This is a genomic window from Pantoea sp. ICBG 828 (assembly GCF_002928355.1).
In the GTDB taxonomy this organism is placed as follows: domain Bacteria; phylum Pseudomonadota; class Gammaproteobacteria; order Enterobacterales; family Enterobacteriaceae; genus Pantoea; species Pantoea dispersa.
The window spans coordinates 352,020-370,105 of the sequence record NZ_POWN01000003.1; the positions used below are offsets into that span (position 1 = coordinate 352,020).

Sequence of the window (18,086 nt, forward strand, 5' to 3'; positions counted from 1 at the left end):
AATCGCAACATGTGGTGTTTCAGAGGGAATTAATCGCACTGTTTTTGACCTGTCGCAAAGAAGCGCGGCCAGCGCCTGAAAGCCGTGCAGTGGTCAACAACCGCTACACTGAAAAGTTTTAAGCCGGGCAAACTTCAGCCGGTTGCAACTTGCTTTGCGTTGCGAAACAGGTTTAATGAGCGTTTTGCGCCATTTCCGGCCCATCGTTTTGCCTTACAAGGATGCCCACCATGCTTCTGCCCCGTACGCTGCTGGCCGTTTTGTGTTCCCTGACGTTTTCCACGCAGGCCGCACCGGCAGGCGATCTGCCGCTGATGCCGTGGCCACAGCAGGTGACGCAGCCCGCAGGCGGTGGCGCGTTTACCCTGACGCCGCAATTTTCGCTGCACATCACCGGCGATCACCTGGAAGGGGCCGAAGCGCGCTGGCGCGCCCGCATTGCGCGGCAAACCGGCTGGGCGCTGCTGCCCGCCAGCCCGGCCAGCGATCGTCCCGCCATTCAGGTCCGGATTGCCGACGCGGTCGATCCGCTACCGCAACCGGACAGCGACGAAAGCTACCGTCTGGAGGTCAGCAGCAGTGGCGTACTGCTGCAGGCACCTACCCGTTTTGGCGCGATGCGCGGCATGGAAACCCTGCTGCAGCTGATCGCCAACACCGCCAGCGGCACGCAAATTCCCTTTGTCACCATTGACGATCGGCCGCGCTTCCCGTGGCGCGGCGTGCTGATCGACCCGGTGCGCCACTTCCTGCCGCTGGAAACCCTTAAGCGGCAGATTGATGGTATCGCCGCGGCGCGCATGAACGTGTTTCACTGGCACCTGACCGACGATCAGGGCTGGCGCTTTGCTTCCAGTCACTATCCGCAGCTGCAGCAGCAGGCCAGTGATGGCCTGTTCTACAGCCAGCAGCAAATGCGCGAGCTGGTGCACTATGCCACCCAGCGCGGCGTGCGCGTGGTGCCGGAAATCGATCTGCCCGGCCATGCTTCCGCCCTGGCCGTAGCGATGCCGGAGCTGATGAGCGCGCCGGGGCCATATGCCATGGAGCGCGGCTGGGGGGTATTTAAACCCTTGCTCGATCCCAGCAATGAAGCGGTGTTTCGCTTTATCGACACGCTGATTGGCGAAGTCGCGGCGATCTTTCCCGATCCCTACATTCACATCGGCGGAGATGAAGTCGATCCCAGTCAGTGGAACGCCTCACCGAAGATTCAGCAGTTTATGCGTGACCACGGCCTGCAGGACGCCCATGCGCTGCAGGCGTGGTTCAACCAGCGGGTGGAGAAGATTCTCGCCGCGCATCAGCGGCGCATGCTTGGCTGGGATGAGGTGTACCATCCCGACCTGCCGAAAAGTATTGTGATTCAGTCTTGGCAGGGGCAGGACGCGCTGAGCGAAGTGGTAAAGCAGGGGTATCGCGGCATTCTTTCCACCGGTTTTTATCTCGACCAGCCGCAGAGCGCCGCGTATCACTATCGCAACGAGCTCTGGCCGCAGGGGCTGAACGGCGTCGATCAACTGCGCGCCGACGATCAGGCGCAAAGCTGGCAGTTCACTATGCCGCGTCTGAAAGGCAGCGCGGTGCAGGGCAGTTTCACTCTGATTGAGAGCAAAAACGGCTGGCGCGGTTTTATCGATTTCAGCGGCAAGGCGCGACGCCAGGTCAGCGACATTCGCTGGCTATCACCGACGCAGCTGACCTTCAGCGTCGACAGCTGGATGGGGCCGTTTCAGCCGGTGGTGACGCTGACGCGTGACAGCCTGACCGGCTACGTGCTGGTGGGCAACGTGCGCTATCCGACCACAGGCAGCAGGCTGGCGCAGATACCGGCCGGTATTGCTCCGGTACTGCCCACGCCCGCTCAGCTGCAGCGTGATTTGCTGGGCGGTGAAGCGGCGCTGTGGGCGGAGAACGTGAATAGCCGGGTGATTGATACGCGGCTGTGGCCGCGCGCCTTTGTGGTGGCGGAGCGGCTGTGGTCGGCGCAGGATGTGACCGATAGCGAGAATATGTACCAGCGGCTCAGCGCGATTGATCGCTGGGGGACGGTGTCGGTCGGCCTGCAGCAGCATCAGCAGGCCGAGGTGCAGATGATGCGGCTGGCCAACAGCAGCGATATCACTCCGCTGCGCGTGCTGGCGGAAGTGCTGGAACCGGCGCAATATTACACCCGCCAGCACCTGAAGTTTCAGGCCGGGCATTATGACTATTTTGAGCCGCTGAACCGGCTGGCGGACGTGCTGCCGGCTGAGAGCGAGCCGGTGCGCCTGCTGGATAAGCAGGTGGATGCGCTGATCGCCAATCGCGGCGATCATGCTGCCGCCAGCGCCCTGCGCCATCAGCTGCAGCGCTGGCAGCGCAACAGCGATGCAGTGATGCCGCTGGTGCTGGGCAACTATCAGCTGAAAGCGCTGCAGCCGCAGGTGCGCCAGGTCGCTGAGCTGAGCCGGATGGGGCTGGATCTGGTGAATGCGCTGGAGCGCAATCAGGCCTATGGCGCAGGCGAGGTGGCGCAGATGCACGCCCAGCTGGATGCGGCGGCGCAGGTGCAGGATGAAACGGTGCTGGCGCTGGTGCGACCGCTGGAGAAACTGCTGCGATCGTCGAGATAGGGAAGTTCGGAAGTCACGAACTATGCAGGGTCGTCATTGATGACGACCTGGCGATCTCGCCAGGTGCGCACGGATACGCCCCCTGCATGCTGTGTGATTGATGACAGCTAAATCAGCGACGTACCGCGATGGCTTCGATCTCAATCTTCACGTCTTTCGGCAGACGCGCCACTTCCACGCAGGAGCGCGCCGGGAAGCTGGCCTGATGCTCGGTGAAAAACGCTTCATAGGTGGCGTTGACCGTGGCGAAATCGTTCAGGTCTTTGACGAACACGGTGGTCTTCACAATGTCGCCCACCTGCAGGCCAGCGGCCAGCACAATCGCCTTCACATTCTCCAGCGACTGGCGCGCCTGCGCGGCGATATCGTCCGGAACCGCACCGGTGGCCGGATCGACCGGGATCTGGCCGGAGGTGATGATCATGCTGCCGAGATCCACGCCCTGGACGTACGGGCCAATCGCTGCCGGGGCTTTTTCAGTACTGATTTCGCGAGACATTGTTTCTCCTTAGGCATGCGCGGCGAACCCTTGCCCGCCGCGAAAATGTTCGCCCCATTATAGGGAGGAAACGGGCGATTACCAGTGACCGAGCACCACGTGGCGCGCGAACTCTTTCTCGCAGTATTTACACTTCAGGTGCACATCGTCGTCGCGCTGTTTCACCGCAAAGCTGGAGAACACCGGCTCGCTGCGGCTGATGCAGTTGCCGTTGGGGCAGGTCAGCACGCGCTCGATGCGTTCCGGCAGCGTCGGTGCGATCTTCGCCACCACTTCATACTCATCAATGCGATTCACCGTGGCGTGCGGCGCGTACACCGCCAGCTGATTGATCTGATCATCGGTCAGAAAAGTATTTTCGATTTTGATCAGGTCCTTACGCCCAATCTCGCCCGACGGCAGATTAAGGCCGATGGTGATGCGCTGATCGGTTTCGGTGAGGCGGAACAGTGACAGTAGCTTAAAGCCGACCTGCGCCGGAATATGGTCGATCACCGTGCCGCGTTTGATGGCTTCAACCTGCAGTTTGTTATCGTGGGTCATCGTTCTGCTCCTTACAGTGCCAGTTCGCTATTCAGTACCAGCGCCAGCAGGGCCTGGCGGGCATAGATGCCGTTGCCGGCCTGCTGGAAATACCAGGCGTGCGGCGTGCTGTCGACATCGGTGGTGATCTCATCAATGCGCGGCAGCGGATGCAGCACCTTCATGTTATCGCGCGCACCGGCCAGGTCGGCCGCCCGCAGGATGAACTGCGCTTTCACGTTGGCATACTCTGAGGGATCGAGACGCTCTTTCTGTACGCGCGTCATGTAGAGAATATCCAGCTCCGGCATCACTTCTTCGATGCTGTCGTGGCGCGACCAGGCAATGTTCTGTTCATCCAGCATATCGGTGATGTAGGACGGCATCGCCAGCGCATCCGGTGCGATGAAGTAGAAGCGGTTGCCGCTGAACTTCGCCAGCGCCTGGGTCAGCGAATGCACGGTGCGGCCATATTTCAGGTCGCCAACCATCGCCACGTTGAGGTTATCGAGGCGGCTCTGGGTTTCCCGGATGGTGAACAGATCGAGTAGCGTCTGCGTCGGGTGCTGGTTGGCGCCGTCACCGGCGTTAAGGATCGGCACGCCGCCCGAGAACTCCGTGGCCAGCCGCGCCGCCCCTTCCTGCGGATGGCGCATCACGATGGCATCCACATAGGTGCCAATCACCGAGATAGTATCGGCGAGGGTTTCCCCTTTCTTGCCCAGCGAAGTGTTGCTGCCGTCGGCAAATCCCACCACCGAGGCGCCCAGCCGGTGCATCGCGGTTTCAAACGACAGGCGGGTGCGCGTTGAAGCCTCAAAGAAGCAGCTGGCGATAACGTTGTGTTTCAGCAGCTCCGGCTGCGGATGGGCTTTCAGCTGGGCGGCGGTATGCAGCACCAGCTCCAGCTCATCGCGGTTGAGGTCGTTGATGGAAATAATGTGCTTGCGATATAGCGGGTTGGCCATAGCTCTCTCCTCTGCGCTGCCGGATTGCGGACAAAAAAAAGCCCCTTTACAGGGGCTTTCTGGCGATCGATGAATGACGGAAAGAAACAGGTGCGCCGCCTGCATTCAGGCGTACGGGAGCGGCAAATTGTGCGCTGCGCTGTTGCATGTTTCCTCCGGCAAATTGTGGCGCATTATACGCATTCACTGAGCCGCATCAAGCAGAAATCACGCGCGAGGTAAACGTTTGCGCCGCGCAGGCTTAGCGCTGACTCAGCGTCGCCACCATCACCGCTTTAATGGTGTGCATGCGGTTTTCCGCCTGGTCAAACACCACGCTATGGTCGGATTCAAACACCTCGTTGCTGACTTCCATGCCGTCGTGCAGACCATACTGTTCGGCCATCTGCCGTCCGAGCGTGGTTTGGTCATCATGAAACGCGGGCAGGCAGTGCAGGAATTTCACTTGCGGATTGCCGGTCAGCGCCAGCATCGCGCTGTTCACCTGATAGGGACGTAGCAGGGCGATGCGCTCTTCCCACACCGATTTCGCTTCGCCCATCGATACCCAGACGTCGGTATAGATGAAATCAGCACCTTGCACGCCTTCGGCAATCTGTTCTGTCAGGGTGATTTTGCCGCCGGTGTGCTGCGCTGCCGCGCGGCACTGCGCCACCAGCTCCTCTTCTGGCCAGCAGCCTTTCGGTGCCACCAGCCGCAGATCCAGCCCCACCAGCGCCGCCGCTTCCAGCATGCTGTTGCCCATGTTGTTGCGCGCATCGCCGACGTAGACCAGCGTCATCTCGCTCAGCGCTTTGCCCGGCAGATGCTCCTGCATAGTCAGCAGGTCAGCCAGCAGCTGCGTCGGATGGAACTCGGTGGTCAGGCCGTTCCACACCGGCACGCCGGCATATTCGGCCAGCGTTTCCACCAGCGCCTGGCCGTAGCCGCGATACTGAATGCCGTCATACATGCGTCCCAGTACGCGCGCGGTGTCTTTCATCGACTCTTTATGGCCGATCTGGCTGCCGCTCGGGCCGAGATAGGTGACGTTAGCGCCCTGATCGTAGGCGGCAACTTCGAAAGAGCATCGGGTACGGGTCGAGTCTTTTTCGAAGATGAGCGCGATGTTTTTGCCTTTCAGGTACTGGGTTTCGCTGGCGTTTTTCTTTGCCTGTTTTAATTCACTGGCGAGTGATAACAGACCGGTGATTTCGGCTGGAGTGAAATCCAGCAATCTCAGGAAATGTCTCGAATACAGCTGACTCATACTGCGCTCCGCATTACATCAATAATGAATTAAAATTCAATCTAACCGTATGAATATGCATTTTCAACCCCAGCGCTAAGAAACTTTCTGTTTTGTGTAGTGGCGCGCGAGGCAGTGTGGGAAAATAATTGCATTCACTGCCACTATTTTGAGGACACGCCCATGGCATACGAAGCATTGCTGGAAGAACAGCGCGAAGAGACGCGCCTGATCATTGAAGAGTTGCTGGAAGACGGCAGCGATCCGGATGCGCTTTACACCATCGAGCATCATCTCTCCTGCAACAACTTCGACTCGCTGGAGAAGGCCGCGGTTGACGCTTTCAAGCTGGGCTATGAAGTCACCGAGCCGGAAGAGCTGGAGCTGGAAGACGGCAGCACCGTGATGTGCGTCGACATCCTGAGCGAATCGGCGCTGAAGCCGGAGCTGATTGACGCGCAGGTCGAGCAGCTGGTGAATCTGGTCGGGAAATACAACGTCGATTACGACGGCTGGGGCACCTACTTTGAAGATCCGGATGCCGAAGATGAAGACGACGGCGAAGAGATCGACGACGAAGACGATGACGGTGTGCGTCACTAAGCCCTGACGGGCGGCACATGCCGCCCGGTAATTTTCCTGCCAGTTAAGAACCTCCGATGAATTACGCTTCGCTATTAGACCCCATTCACCAGTTTTTACAGTGCCGCACGCCGCAGGCGTGGATTGATGAAGCGCGCAAGCCGGAAAATCTTACGCTGCTGCTTACCGATCACATGGTATGCGAGTTGAAAGCGGCGCAGACCGCAGTGTGGCTGATCCGCAAATACGTCGCGGATAAACCCAGTGGCGACGCGATTCTGGCGTGGCTGCAGCCGTACGAAGATTTTATTTTCGGCGAGAATCACGACAGCGATTTCATCAATGCCCACAAGAATCTCAGCAAAAGCATCATTGTGCGCAATGAACTGCCGTGGGCTGATGAGATGGTGGAAAAGATGGTGCTGCTGATCAAAGAGGAGCTGCACCATTTTTATCAGGTGTGGGAAATCATGCAGGCGCGCGGTTTGCCCTATCGCAAGATCACCGCCAGCCGCTACGCCAAAGGGCTGCTGCGTGAAGTGACTACCCATGAACCGGATACGCTGGTGGATAAACTGATTTGCGGGGCGTATATCGAAGCGCGTTCCTGCGAGCGCTTCGCCAGCCTGGCGCCGTACCTGGATGCGCAGCTGGAGAAGTTTTACATCTCGCTGCTGCGTTCCGAAGCGCGCCACTATCAGGATTACCTGACGCTGGCGGCACAGATTTCACCGAAGGATATCGCGCCGCGCGTGCGGGCGATTGGGGCAGCAGAAGCGCGCTTGATCAGCGAACCGGACGCTGAGCTGCGCTTTCACAGCGGCGTGCCAGCGTTTTGATTTGGTGCGCGCGGCGAAACTTCCTGACCCAGCCTTCAGGCGTTGTCTTACTACCCTCTTTAGCTTCGCATACCCTCTGTATAAAGACGCTGGGGGTAGTAATTAAGCAGTGAGTCATCAAGGGCTTATAAATACCATGGAAGCAGGAATGAATTTGCCCGATCAGATCTTCGCGGCGCGCTGATGGCCCCAGGTCAGGTAGTAGACATCATAAAAATCCACTTCTCCTTTCTGCTGCATCAGGCGATCGATGCCGCTGCGCACGCGCTCGGGCGTGCCCGGATTCTCCAGAATCTTGTCCAGCGCCTGCTGCGAGACCGGCTGCACGTAATACCACTCGCCGTTGTAGCACACGCGCAGATCCAGCGTATCGATGTCCTCGAAGCGGTATTTCGGGTTGATGTCCAGCAGCATCAGAAAACTCATCACCAGCACGAACACCGTGGCGAACCAGAAGGCTGGCCAGCCGAGCATCTCGGTGGAGAAAATCAGCGCCACGCACAGGCCGTAGCACAGGTACATCACGCCCCACAGCCCCGGATGGGTTTTCAGGAAGTTAAAGCTAAAACGCGGCAGATTATCGCGCCGCTCTTCGCGGTTGAGCGTGTCGATTTCATCGATCAGAATTTGTTTAATCGCGTCCATTATTCACCTCTGAATATCACTGCCTGCCAGTAAACCACATAACAGTGAAGGGCGGCAGAGACAGATCAGCGGTGTTTTTTTATAACAGTTTTCCGCAACGCATCAGCTCACCTGCCCGACAATCTGCAGATTGGCATCGTCCGGCACCTCGTTATACGACAGCACATTCAGCCCGCTGGCGAACAGCCGGGCGTAGCGCGCAATCAGCGGCCGCAGCTGCGGCGTCACCAGCAGCACCTGCGTCAGGTTCTGCGCTTTCAGCTGCTCCATCATCACCGGCAGCGTGCTCTGCAGCTGGGTGAGAATGTTAGGGTCGACCGGGAAACTGTCCAGCGCCACTTTGCCGCCCTGCTGCGCCTGATTGAGCGCTGCCAGCAGCAGGTTTTCCAGGCTGTTATCCAGCGTATAGGCCGACAGCGGTTTGTTGTCCGGCGCAATCGCCGCCACCATGGCGCGGCGCAGCGCATAACGCACGTCGGAGGTCAGCAGGATCGGATCTTTGGTGATCGCCACGCTCTCCAGCAGCGTGGTGGCGATGGTGGTGATGTCCTTGAGCGATACCTGATCGTTGAGCAGCAGACGATACACCTTGAGCTGCAGACTGTAGTTCACCGCGGCGTTGAGATCCTCTGACAGCTTCGGCGCCACGCTCGCCAGCCGCTGATGCAGCTGAGTAATATCATCGTAGTTGAACAGCTCCGGCAGGTTTTCGCGCACCACTTTGTTGACGTGCGTGGCCACCACGCTGGCGCAGTCGACCACCTGATACCCCAGATTCAGCGCTTTGGCTTTCTGCTCCGGCAGGATCCAGGTCACCGCCATACCGTATGCGGGATCGGTATCCAGCAGGCCGTCGATCTCGCCGTACTGATCCGGCGTCGGCAGCGCCATCAGGCGGTCGGCGTGCACTTCGCCCACCGCGGTGCGAACGCCGTTGATCTTGATAGCGTACTGCGACGGCTTTAAGTGGAAATCTTCACGCAGGGCGATCTCCGGCAGCAGCACGCCGCTGGTTTCTGACACCACCTGGCGCACGCCGCGCATACGCTGAGTCAGCGGTGCGCCTTTGCCTTTATCCACCAGCGTGACCAGCTTGTAGCCCAGATTAAGGCCGATGGGCTCGACCAGCGGAATATTGTCCCAGCTGATGGTCGGCTGTTCGTCCGGCTGCGCCAGCGCCTGATTGATCGCCTCCATGTCGACATGGCTTTGCGTCGGCTTCTGCACCACGCGGCTCTGACGCCACGCGGCGAACAGCAGCAGGGCGGTGAAGACGAGGAACACCATGTGCGGCATGCCCGGCACGATGGCCAGTACAAACATCACGCCCGCGGCGGTATACAGCGTGGCCGGTTTCGCCAGCAGCTGCGACTTCACTTCCTCGCCCATGTCAGCGCCGTCGCTGATGCGCGTCACGATGATCGCCGCCGCCGTCGACAGCAACAGCGACGGGATCTGCGCCACCAGACCGTCACCGATGGTCAGCAGCACATACTGTTCGAACGCCTGGCCGGCCGGTAAACCGTGTTTGAACACGCCGATCAGGATGCCGCCCAGCACGTTGATCAGCAGGATCATGATGCCGGCGACGGCGTCACCGCGCACAAACTTGGAGGCACCGTCCATCGCGCCGTAGAAGTCCGCTTCGTTGGCCACATCCTGACGCCGCACCCGCGCCTGTTCCTGATTGATCAGCCCGGCGTTGAGATCGGCGTCGATCGCCATCTGTTTGCCCGGCAGCGCGTCGAGGGTAAAGCGCGCCGATACTTCAGAAATACGCTCGGCCCCTTTGGTCACCACCACAAAGTTGATCATGGGCGCCGTCACCGAAGACGAGCGTAAAGAGATCGTCGCGCAGCTTAACGGCACCTCGGTGTTTAACGGTTCCGGCTTTAATCCGTTCGATGTCGAAACCGGACGCGGCTCCGCCATCATTGGTGAAACGCTGGCGATTGCGCCGCCGACCGAGGGCGCCACCGTCAGTGACACCAGCGCGGAAAACAGCGACAACAACGCCAATCAGCCTAAGGAAGATCTGGACAGCGTGCTGTCGCGCTCCGACGCCGAGCTGGCGCAGCTGCGTCAGCAGATCCAGAGCATCATCAACAGCTATCACGCCCAGAACCTGCTGACGCTGGAAACCCTGCCGCAGGGGCTGCGTATCCTGATTCAGGATGACCAGGATCGCATGATGTTTCCGCGCGGCAGTGCGGTGCTGACGCCGTTTTATCAGCGCCTGCTGACCGAACTCGGTCCGGTGTTTAACCGTATCGACAACAAAATCATGATCAGCGGCCACACCGACGCCGCGCAGTACAGCGGCAACGCGGCGTACAACAACTGGAATCTCTCCGGTGACCGTGCGCTGGCGGCGCGGCGCGCGCTGGAGCGCGGCGGGCTGGAAAGCACGCGCGTGCTGCAGGTGAATGCCATGTCATCCCGTATGCCGCTGGACAAAGCCGATCCGCTCAGCGCACGTAACCGCCGCATTGAAATCATGGTGCTCACCGAGGCGGCAGCCGAGACGCTGTTTCAGTTTTATGGTCGCGAAGGGGAGAACGTGGTGAAACCCATCGCTGACCGCCTGCGATAACCTGTCAGTGCCTTTGAATCAACTGTTGATTCTACCGGTGGCGAAATCCACCGGTTTTTTTTGCCTGTTTTTTGCTGCGGCAGACGCCGGGTAAACGAGGCGCGCCACGGTATGCCACGAAATGTTAAATATGTTAATAAGTAATTTGGCTTTAGTAAGCTAAATCATTCTTTTATGTGAATTTTGCCGGTGTGCGCACATTGCAATGCCCGGTGGCTTTGCCACAATTAGGCAATGTGGCTATCCGGAGAAAGAGTATGTCTGCCCAATCTTCCAGTCTGCTGTTACTGATGTCTTTCGCCGCCGGTACCTTTTCCGCGGGATCGTCAGGTAACCCGCAGCATTTAATGTTATCGCTGCCGTCCGGCGGTGTACCCAATAATCCGCTGCCGCTGATCATCTGGCCATGCGTGGTACCGGAAGAGGAGGAGGACAGCGCGGCCTGGTTTGAAAAAACCTTTAGCGCCAGCGGCTGGCCTGCGGCGTGGCGCGCGCCGATTTTTCCTTACACCCACTATCATCCCAATACCCATGAGGTACTGGGCGTCGGCGCGGGCTGGGCGGAAGTGCTGTTTGGCGGCGACAGCGGCCGCATGGTGACGCTGCGTGAAGGGGATGCGGTGCTGATCCCGGCCGGCGTGGGCCATAAACAGGTGTTTGCCTCCGACGACTTTTTCACCGTTGGCGCCTATCCTGAAGGGATGTCACCGGAAACCGTGCGCGACGAACCCTCCCGGCTGCGCGCGTCGAAAGAGCAGATCCAGCGCGTGCCGCTGCCGGATCGCGACCCGTTTACCGGCGGCGAAGGAGCAATGACCGAAATCTGGCTGCCAGTGGCGCAGCAGCTGATGCACCAGTAAGGTGCAAGGCAACGATTATCCGGCGCGGCTCCGCTTTTGGGGCGCGCGTGCCGTTGCGGCGGCGGGCCTCTGGCACACTTTGTGCAGGAGAGAAGTCAGGTCCTCTGACAAGCGCCGGGTAAATCATGAAAGCACGCGACCAGATAGCATCAACCTTCTACGATGAGATGTTGCAGAGCGACGGTCAGCACCGCGCTCACTATCAGCATTACTGGGAATGGTTACAACAGGCGGACAAAGAGGCGGTGGCGCGTAAACGTGAAGAGGCAGAACTGCTGTTTCATCGCGTTGGCATCACCTTCAACGTCTACGGTGACGATGGCGGTGCCGAGCGGCTGATCCCGTTCGACAGCGTGCCGCGCATCATTCCTGCCAGCGAGTGGGCGATGCTGGAACGCGGCATTCGCCAGCGCGTTCAGGCGCTCAACGCCTTCCTGCACGATATCTACCATCAGCAATATATTCTCAAAGCCGGCATCGTGCCGGCCGAGCAGGTGCTGGTTAACGATCAGTATCAGCCCTGTATGCAGGATGTCGATCTGCATCGCCAGATCTACGCGCACATTACCGGTGTCGATATGGTACGCAACAGCGACGGCGACTATTACGTGCTGGAGGATAATCTGCGCACGCCGTCCGGCGTCTCCTACATGCTGGAAAACCGCAAAATGATGATGCGCCTCTATCCGGAGCTGTTTGCCGCGCAGCATATCGCGCCGGTGGAGCGCTATCCCTCGCACCTGCTGCAGACGCTGCGCGAAAGCTCGCCGGTTAACGATCCGGTGGTGGTGGTGCTGACGCCGGGACGTTTCAACAGCGCCTACTTCGAACACAGCTTTCTCGCTCAGCAGATGGGCGTGGAGCTGGTGGAGAGCGCCGATCTGTTCGTCAAAGACGGCGCGGTGCTGATGCGCACCACCGCCGGGCCGTGCAAAGTGGATGTGATCTATCGCCGCGTGGACGACGCCTTTCTCGATCCGCTCGCCTTCCGGCCGGATTCCATGCTCGGCGTGCCGGGATTACTGTCGGTATACCGATCCGGCAATGTGGTGCTGGCGAATGCGATCGGCACCGGCGTCGCCGATGACAAGTCGATCTACCCCTACGTGCCGGAAATGATCCGCTACTACCTTGATGAAGATCCGATCCTCAACAATGTGCCCACCTGGCAGTGCCGCAAGCCGCAGGATCTAAGCTACGTGCTGGCCAATCTGGCGCAGATGGTGGTGAAAGAGGTGCACGGTGCAGGCGGTTACGGCATGTTGATTGGTCCGGTCGCCAGCCAGCAGCAGCTGAGCGAGTTCCGCGAGCGGCTGCTGGCGCGGCCGGATAATTACATCGCGCAGGATACGCTGTCGCTCTCCACCTGCCCGACCTTTATCGACAACGGTCTGGCGCCGCGCCATATCGATCTGCGGCCTTTTGCGCTGTACGGCGCGGATATCCGGCTGGTGCCGGGCGGCCTGACGCGCGTGGCGCTGACCGAAGGCTCGCTGGTGGTGAACTCGTCGCAGGGCGGCGGCACCAAGGACACCTGGGTGCTGGAGGATGACACATCATGCTAAGCCGGACGGCCAGTGGCCTTTACTGGATGGCGCGCTATCTGGAGCGCGCAGAACAACTTGCCCGGGTATTGGATGTGACCCATCGCCTGTCGCTGATGCCGGTGCGCAATCGCCAGGGCGACGAACTCCTGTTGCCGCTCAACCTGACCGGCACGCGTCAGCTGTTTGAAACCCTCAACGGGCGCTGCACCATGCCGCAGCTGTTTAACTTTTTCGCGCTGGATGAGCGCAATCCCTGCAGTATTTTCAGCTGCTGGCAGGCGGCGTGGAACAATGCGCACGCGGTGCGCGGCAGCCTGTCATCCGAAGTGTGGGAAAGTATTAACTCGACGTGGATCGAGATGCGCAGCACGCGCCGCCGCGGCATCTCGCCGGCCGGTGCCGACAGCTTCTTCGACTGGGTGAAAGAGCGTTCGCATCTGTTTCGCGGCGCGATGTCCGGCACGCTGCTGCGCGGCGATGCGCTGCGTTTTATCCGGCTTGGCACGCTGATGGAGCGCAGCGACGGCACCGCGCGGCTGCTGAGCGTTAACCAGCAGCTGCTGGAGCAGCATCCCGACACGGTACGGGAATATTACTGCCTCGATAGCCTGCTGCGCGCGGTGTCAGCGCGCGAGGCCTACAACGCCATCTTTAAGCAGCAGCTGATGCCGCCGCTGGTCAACGAAATGCTGATCCTGCGCAGCGAAAGTCCGCGCTCGCTGCACTCCTGCATTGAAGAGATCGCCAGCCAGCTGGAGCAGATTGGCAGCAGCGGCGAGGATCGCCCGCGCTATCTCAGTACGGTCCTGCTGGCGGAGATGCGCTTCAGCACCTGGGAAAGCCTGACGCGCGACGGCCTGCAGCCGTGGCTGGACCATTTTCTCAGCCGCATCAACGCGCTGGCGGAGAGCATCAATCACACCTATCTGGAGGCGAAATGAGACTGAATATTGAGCATAAAACCTGGTACGCCTATGAGCAGCAGGTAAAACTCAGCACCCAGTATCTGCGCCTGACGCCGCAGAATTCGGTGCACCAGCAGGTGCTGTCGTGGCAGCTCGATCTGCCGTGTGAGGCGACGCGCACGCTGGATGCTTATGGCAACGTGCTGCACGTGCTGACGCTGGACAGGCCGCATCAGCTGCTGGAGATAGCCGCGCGCGGCGTGGTCGAGATTCTGGATGCCAGCGAGCTGGCGCCGGATCCGCAATCGACGCTGTCGCCGCTGGTGTTTCTGCGCGCCACGCCGCTGACCCAGCCGGACGGGGCAATCCGCGACTTCGCCCGGCGCTACTGGCAGGCGGAGAAACCGCTCGCCAGCCTGGAAAAACTGATGGACGAGCTGCTGCTGAAAATGCCGTACCAGCCCGGCAGCACGCAGGTGAGCGACAGCGCGGCGAAAGTGTTTGCTGCCGGCAGCGGCGTTTGCCAGGATCACAGCCACGTGTTTCTCGCCTGCTGTCGCAGCCTGGGGATCCCGGCGCGCTACGTCAGTGGCTATCTGTATACTGACAACGTTGAACACGTTGCTACCCACGCCTGGGTTGAAGCCTGGCTGGATGGCAGTTGGCACAGCTTTGATATCACCAATAACACGCGCAGTACGCGGCAGCATTTGCGGCTGGCGGTGGGCGTCGACTATCTCGATGCCTGTCCGGTGCGCGGCATTCGTCTGGGCGGCGGCGGTGAAGATATGCTGGCGGTGGCTGCGGTGCAACAGGTGCACGGGCAGCAGTAATCGGAACAGGCGTAACTATGACTTATTGTGTGGCAATGCGTTTATCGGCCGGGATGATTTTTGTCTCGGATTCACGCACCAATGCGGGCGTGGATCATATCTCCTCGTTTCGCAAACTGCATGTGTTTCAGGTGGATGATGAGCGCACGCTGGTGCTGCAAAGCGCCGGCAATCTGGCGACGACGCAGAGCGTGATGAGCCTGCTGCGGCGCAACTGCAACGACAGCGAACAACCCAATCTGCTCAACGGGCGTTCACTGTACGACATTGCGCTGCTGGTAGGCGCCACGCTGCGTGAAGTGATTGCGCGCGACGGCGAGGAGTTTGGCGGCACGCTGCTGCTGGGCGGGCAGATTCGCGGCGAAGAGCCGCGGCTGTTCCAGATCTATCCGCAGGGCAACTTTATTGAAGCCAGCGTCGACACGCCGTACTTCCAGATTGGTGAGAGCAAATACGGTAAGCCAATAATTGATCGCGTGCTGCGCTATGAGACCTCGCTCAGCCAGGCGATGCAGTGTGCGCTGATCTCCATGGATTCGACGCTGGCGAGTAACATCTCCGTCGGCCTGCCGCTCGACGCGATGGTTTACCACAGCGACAGCTTCAGCGACAGCGAGCAGTACCACATCACCGAACAGCATCCCTACTTTTCCCAGATCCGCCAGCTGTGGAGCAAAGGGTTGCTGAGCGTATTCTCTCAGCTGCCGCCGCTCAAGCTCTGACCTGCTGCCCGGTCGTCACGCTGGCGGACCGGGCCGGGTTTGACTCACACCAGCTCATTGGCGCGCGCCGCCGTATTAATTCCGCTAATCCCTTTCAGGCCGAGCTTACGCAGAATTTTAATTTTATAAGTGCTGATGGTTTTACTGCTCAGCTGTAATTGTGAGGCGATCTCTTTATTACTCATCCCGGAGGCCAGTTTCACCAGCACAATCAATTCGCGGCGCGTTAAACTCATCAATTTCTCGCTTTCAATCAGCTCGGCGGCATCCGCCGCACTGTGCGTGACCGGATAAAAACGTTTTCCGCGCTCGACTTCTTTTATTGCTGTCAATAAAGTTTCCAAATCGCCGCGTTTACACACATAGCCTTCTACCCCTAACTGCAGGCAACAGCGTTGATAAAACAGGCTTTCTGAGGCGGTAAAAACAATGATTTTTTGCTGCGGCAAAATACGTTTAATGTCGGCAATCAGCGGAATGCCCGCGCGGCCGGGCATGGTCAGGTCCAGCAGCACCACGTCTGGCTGAGCATGATGTAATTCGCTAATCAATAAATCGCCTTTGTTGGCAATGCCTGCAACCGAATAGTCATAAGCGTGCAGCAGTGCCTGAATACCCGCACAGATTAATGGGTGGTCATCAACTATAAATACCGAATGAATCATATGTGTAGTCCAAAAATAAACAAAAAAAGAACGCAAGGAATAAACACCGATGAAAATTCATTAGCAGAGGTGTGACCAGATTAATTCACGGGTCTTAAGAATAAGATTTAAGTCCTGTCTGGAAAATTCTCATTTAAGGTAAATTTGACTTTTTTATGCGCCAGCACAAAGCGCGCTGATACTTTTTCCTGTCCGCATCTGCCGTGGTCATAAATCTGAAAACAAGCCGTTTTAACGTCAGGGGAATAAACCGCTGCGTATAAAAAGGTGCACCATGTTTTCCGTTGATCAGCTTCTCAATACTTACTGGCCAGGCCAGCAGCCGGCGCACTGGCAGAAAAGCCTGCTGAAGTGGGCGGTGCGTGAACAGGAGTTTCAGGACTTTGCCCAGCGCTATCCGCATCTGAAAGGGGTGGATATGGTGGAGCAGGTGCTGGAACACCTGGATGTGCGCTGTGAGCTCAGCGAACGCGACCTTGAACAGATCCCGACGCACGGGCCGGTAGTGATCGTCGCCAACCATCCGCTTGGCGCGCTGGACGGCCTGGCGCTGCTGGCGGCGGTATCGCAGGTGCGGCGCGACGTGAAAATCGTTGCCAACCGCATGCTGATGATGCTGGAGCCCATCAACAACCTGATGCTGCCGGTGGATAACATGGGCAACCGCACCAGCCGCGAGCAGCTGACGCGCATGCAGCAGCATCTCGACAACCAGGGCGCGCTGATCATCTTCCCGGCCGGTGAAGTCTCGCGCCTGTCCAGCCGCGGCGTGCGTGACCGTCACTGGCACCACAGTTTTCTGCGCCTCGCCGCCCGCGCCCGCGCGCCGGTGGTTCCGGTGCACGTGGTAGGACGTAACAGCCTGGCGTTTTACGCCGCGGCGAAGGTGGCGGCACCGCTGGCACTGCTGATGCTGGTACGCGAAATGTTCCGCCAGCGCGGCACGCGCATCAAACTGCATATCGGCGAGCAGATTCCTTTCGCCAACTGGCACGATGGCCATACGCCGGGCAAAGAGCTGGCGAAGCGGCTGCGCAAGCATCTGTACCGCATCGGTCAGGGACGGCGCGGTCTGTTTCTTACTGAAGCCGCCATCGCCCGCCCGGAAGATCGCGCTGAGCTGAAAAAAGCGTTGCTGGAGAGTGAACGGCTCGGGACGCTGCCGGACGGCAAACAGATTTACCTGTGGCGGCGCAACGGGGCCAGCTGGGTGCCGCTGCTGCGTGAACTGGGCCGGCTGCGCGAAATCGCCTTCCGTGCGGTGGGCGAGGGCAGCGGCCGGCGGCGCGATCTCGACAAGTATGACGATGATTACTATCACCTGATTTTGTGGGATGACGAGGCGCTGGAGATTGTCGGGGCCTACCGCTTTATTCCCGGCGCCGAGCAGCTGGCGCAGCGCGGGCTGTCGGGCATCTACAGCGACAGCCTGTTCCACTATGACGAGCGCATGCTGCCAATTATCAATCAGGGGCTGGAGCTGGGGCGCAGCTTTATTCAGCCGGCCTACTGGGGGAAACGCGGGCTGGATTATTTATGGATGGGCATTGGCGCTTACATTGCGCGCTATCCGCAGACGCGCTACCTGTTTGGCCCGGTATCAATCTCCGGCACCATGCCGCTGGCGGCGCGCGATCTGCTGGTGGCGTTTTACCGCCTCTACTTTCCGACCGATCTGCCGCTGGCGAAATCACGCCGCCCTTATCCGGCGTCGCTGCCGGAGGTGCTGGCGCAGTTCACCGGCGATAACTATGCCGACGATTTGCGGCGTCTCAAGCATTTGCTGGCTAATCTCGGTACCGCGATTCCGACGCTGTACAAACAGTATTCGGAAGTGTGCGAGCCGGGCGGCGTGCAGTTTATCGATTTCGGCAGCGATCCGGATTTCAATCACTGTATTGATGGCCTGGTGCTGGTCGATCTGTCACGCGTAAAACCCGCGCGTTATGAACGCTATATCGGCATGCATTTAACCTGAACGCGCCAGATGACGTCAGTTAATGCCACCTGACAGCACGCCGCCGGAGAATCTCCGTGTGGCGTGCTGTCAACTTTGCGCAATA

The 18,086-nt window shown here is 59.3% G+C and carries 16 protein-coding genes and 1 pseudogene; 10 read left to right on the forward strand and 7 right to left on the reverse strand.

Annotated features, from left to right (window positions below; genetic code table 11):
- Positions 1–230 precede the first annotated feature (230 nt).
- Positions 231–2,615, forward strand: coding sequence for a beta-N-acetylhexosaminidase (locus C1Y43_RS09350; RefSeq protein ID WP_104188030.1), 2,385 nt, complete (start codon positions 231–233; stop codon positions 2,613–2,615).
- A gap of 112 nt (positions 2,616–2,727) precedes the next feature.
- On the opposite strand, the gene ridA is transcribed toward C1Y43_RS09350, so the two are convergent.
- From ridA to argF, 4 genes are all read right to left on the reverse strand, one after another.
- Positions 2,728–3,114 carry a 2-iminobutanoate/2-iminopropanoate deaminase gene (gene ridA, locus C1Y43_RS09355; RefSeq protein ID WP_010615965.1) on the reverse strand — a complete coding sequence of 129 codons (387 nt, stop codon included), beginning with the start codon at positions 3,112–3,114 and terminating at the stop codon, positions 2,728–2,730.
- Between the two features lie 78 nt (positions 3,115–3,192).
- A complete protein-coding gene (gene pyrI, locus C1Y43_RS09360; protein WP_104188032.1) occupies positions 3,193–3,657 on the reverse strand; it encodes an aspartate carbamoyltransferase regulatory subunit in 465 nt (154 codons plus the stop codon).
- Positions 3,658–3,668: 11 nt separating this feature from the next.
- On the reverse strand, positions 3,669–4,604 hold the full coding sequence (gene pyrB, locus C1Y43_RS09365; RefSeq protein WP_058770675.1) for an aspartate carbamoyltransferase: 936 nt from the start codon (positions 4,602–4,604) through the stop codon (positions 3,669–3,671).
- Positions 4,605–4,845: 241 nt separating this feature from the next.
- On the reverse strand, positions 4,846–5,853 hold the full coding sequence (argF, locus tag C1Y43_RS09370; RefSeq protein WP_104188033.1) for an ornithine carbamoyltransferase: 1,008 nt from the start codon (positions 5,851–5,853) through the stop codon (positions 4,846–4,848).
- 162 nt (positions 5,854–6,015) lie between these two features.
- Between argF and rraB the strand changes: the two genes are divergently transcribed.
- Together rraB and C1Y43_RS09380 are read left to right on the forward strand one after the other, a co-directional pair.
- Entirely contained in the window at positions 6,016–6,435 is a 420-nt protein-coding gene (gene rraB / locus C1Y43_RS09375) for a ribonuclease E inhibitor RraB (RefSeq protein ID WP_010615961.1), read from the forward strand.
- A gap of 56 nt (positions 6,436–6,491) precedes the next feature.
- Positions 6,492–7,253, forward strand: a complete 762-nt coding sequence (locus tag C1Y43_RS09380; protein WP_088516037.1) for a tRNA-(ms[2]io[6]A)-hydroxylase — start codon at positions 6,492–6,494, stop codon at positions 7,251–7,253.
- A 162-nt stretch (positions 7,254–7,415) separates the two neighbouring features.
- On the opposite strand, the gene C1Y43_RS09385 is transcribed toward C1Y43_RS09380, so the two are convergent.
- Together C1Y43_RS09385 and C1Y43_RS09390 are read right to left on the reverse strand one after the other, a co-directional pair.
- Positions 7,416–7,898, reverse strand: a complete 483-nt coding sequence (locus C1Y43_RS09385; RefSeq protein ID WP_021507677.1) for a YlaC family protein — start codon at positions 7,896–7,898, stop codon at positions 7,416–7,418.
- Positions 7,899–8,000: 102 nt separating this feature from the next.
- Positions 8,001–9,713 (reverse strand): annotated as a pseudogene (locus tag C1Y43_RS09390) (flagellar biosynthesis protein FlhA); the annotation flags it as partial.
- Here C1Y43_RS09390 and C1Y43_RS09395 point away from each other — a divergent pair.
- From C1Y43_RS09395 to C1Y43_RS09420, 6 genes are all read left to right on the forward strand, one after another.
- Positions 9,712–10,491 carry an OmpA family protein gene (locus C1Y43_RS09395; RefSeq protein ID WP_058770671.1) on the forward strand — a complete coding sequence of 260 codons (780 nt, stop codon included), beginning with the start codon at positions 9,712–9,714 and terminating at the stop codon, positions 10,489–10,491. The pseudogene C1Y43_RS09390 and the gene C1Y43_RS09395 overlap by 2 nt on opposite strands.
- A gap of 257 nt (positions 10,492–10,748) precedes the next feature.
- Complete coding sequence (locus tag C1Y43_RS09400) at positions 10,749–11,351, forward strand: hypothetical protein (protein WP_021507674.1); 603 nt, start codon at positions 10,749–10,751, stop codon at positions 11,349–11,351.
- Positions 11,352–11,476: 125 nt separating this feature from the next.
- Positions 11,477–12,916, forward strand: a complete 1,440-nt coding sequence (locus C1Y43_RS09405; protein ID WP_058770669.1) for a circularly permuted type 2 ATP-grasp protein — start codon at positions 11,477–11,479, stop codon at positions 12,914–12,916.
- Positions 12,910–13,839: an alpha-E domain-containing protein gene (locus tag C1Y43_RS09410; RefSeq protein ID WP_104188037.1), complete on the forward strand. Its 930-nt coding sequence runs from the start codon at positions 12,910–12,912 to the stop codon at positions 13,837–13,839. The genes C1Y43_RS09405 and C1Y43_RS09410 overlap by 7 nt, the downstream gene beginning before the upstream one ends.
- Positions 13,836–14,636 (forward strand): transglutaminase family protein, encoded by an 801-nt coding sequence (locus C1Y43_RS09415; protein WP_058759558.1) that lies wholly within the window; start codon positions 13,836–13,838, stop codon positions 14,634–14,636. The genes C1Y43_RS09410 and C1Y43_RS09415 overlap by 4 nt, the downstream gene beginning before the upstream one ends.
- Before the next feature lie 17 nt (positions 14,637–14,653).
- Complete coding sequence (locus tag C1Y43_RS09420) at positions 14,654–15,358, forward strand: proteasome-type protease (RefSeq protein WP_031279727.1); 705 nt, start codon at positions 14,654–14,656, stop codon at positions 15,356–15,358.
- A gap of 44 nt (positions 15,359–15,402) precedes the next feature.
- Here C1Y43_RS09420 and C1Y43_RS09425 read toward each other — a convergent pair whose 3' ends face one another.
- On the reverse strand, positions 15,403–16,059 hold the full coding sequence (locus C1Y43_RS09425) for a response regulator transcription factor (protein WP_233209825.1): 657 nt from the start codon (positions 16,057–16,059) through the stop codon (positions 15,403–15,405).
- 238 nt (positions 16,060–16,297) lie between these two features.
- Here C1Y43_RS09425 and C1Y43_RS09430 point away from each other — a divergent pair, with 238 nt between their 5' ends.
- Positions 16,298–18,001, forward strand: coding sequence for a lysophospholipid acyltransferase family protein (locus tag C1Y43_RS09430; RefSeq protein WP_104188038.1), 1,704 nt, complete (start codon positions 16,298–16,300; stop codon positions 17,999–18,001).
- Positions 18,002–18,086: the final 85 nt, after the last annotated feature.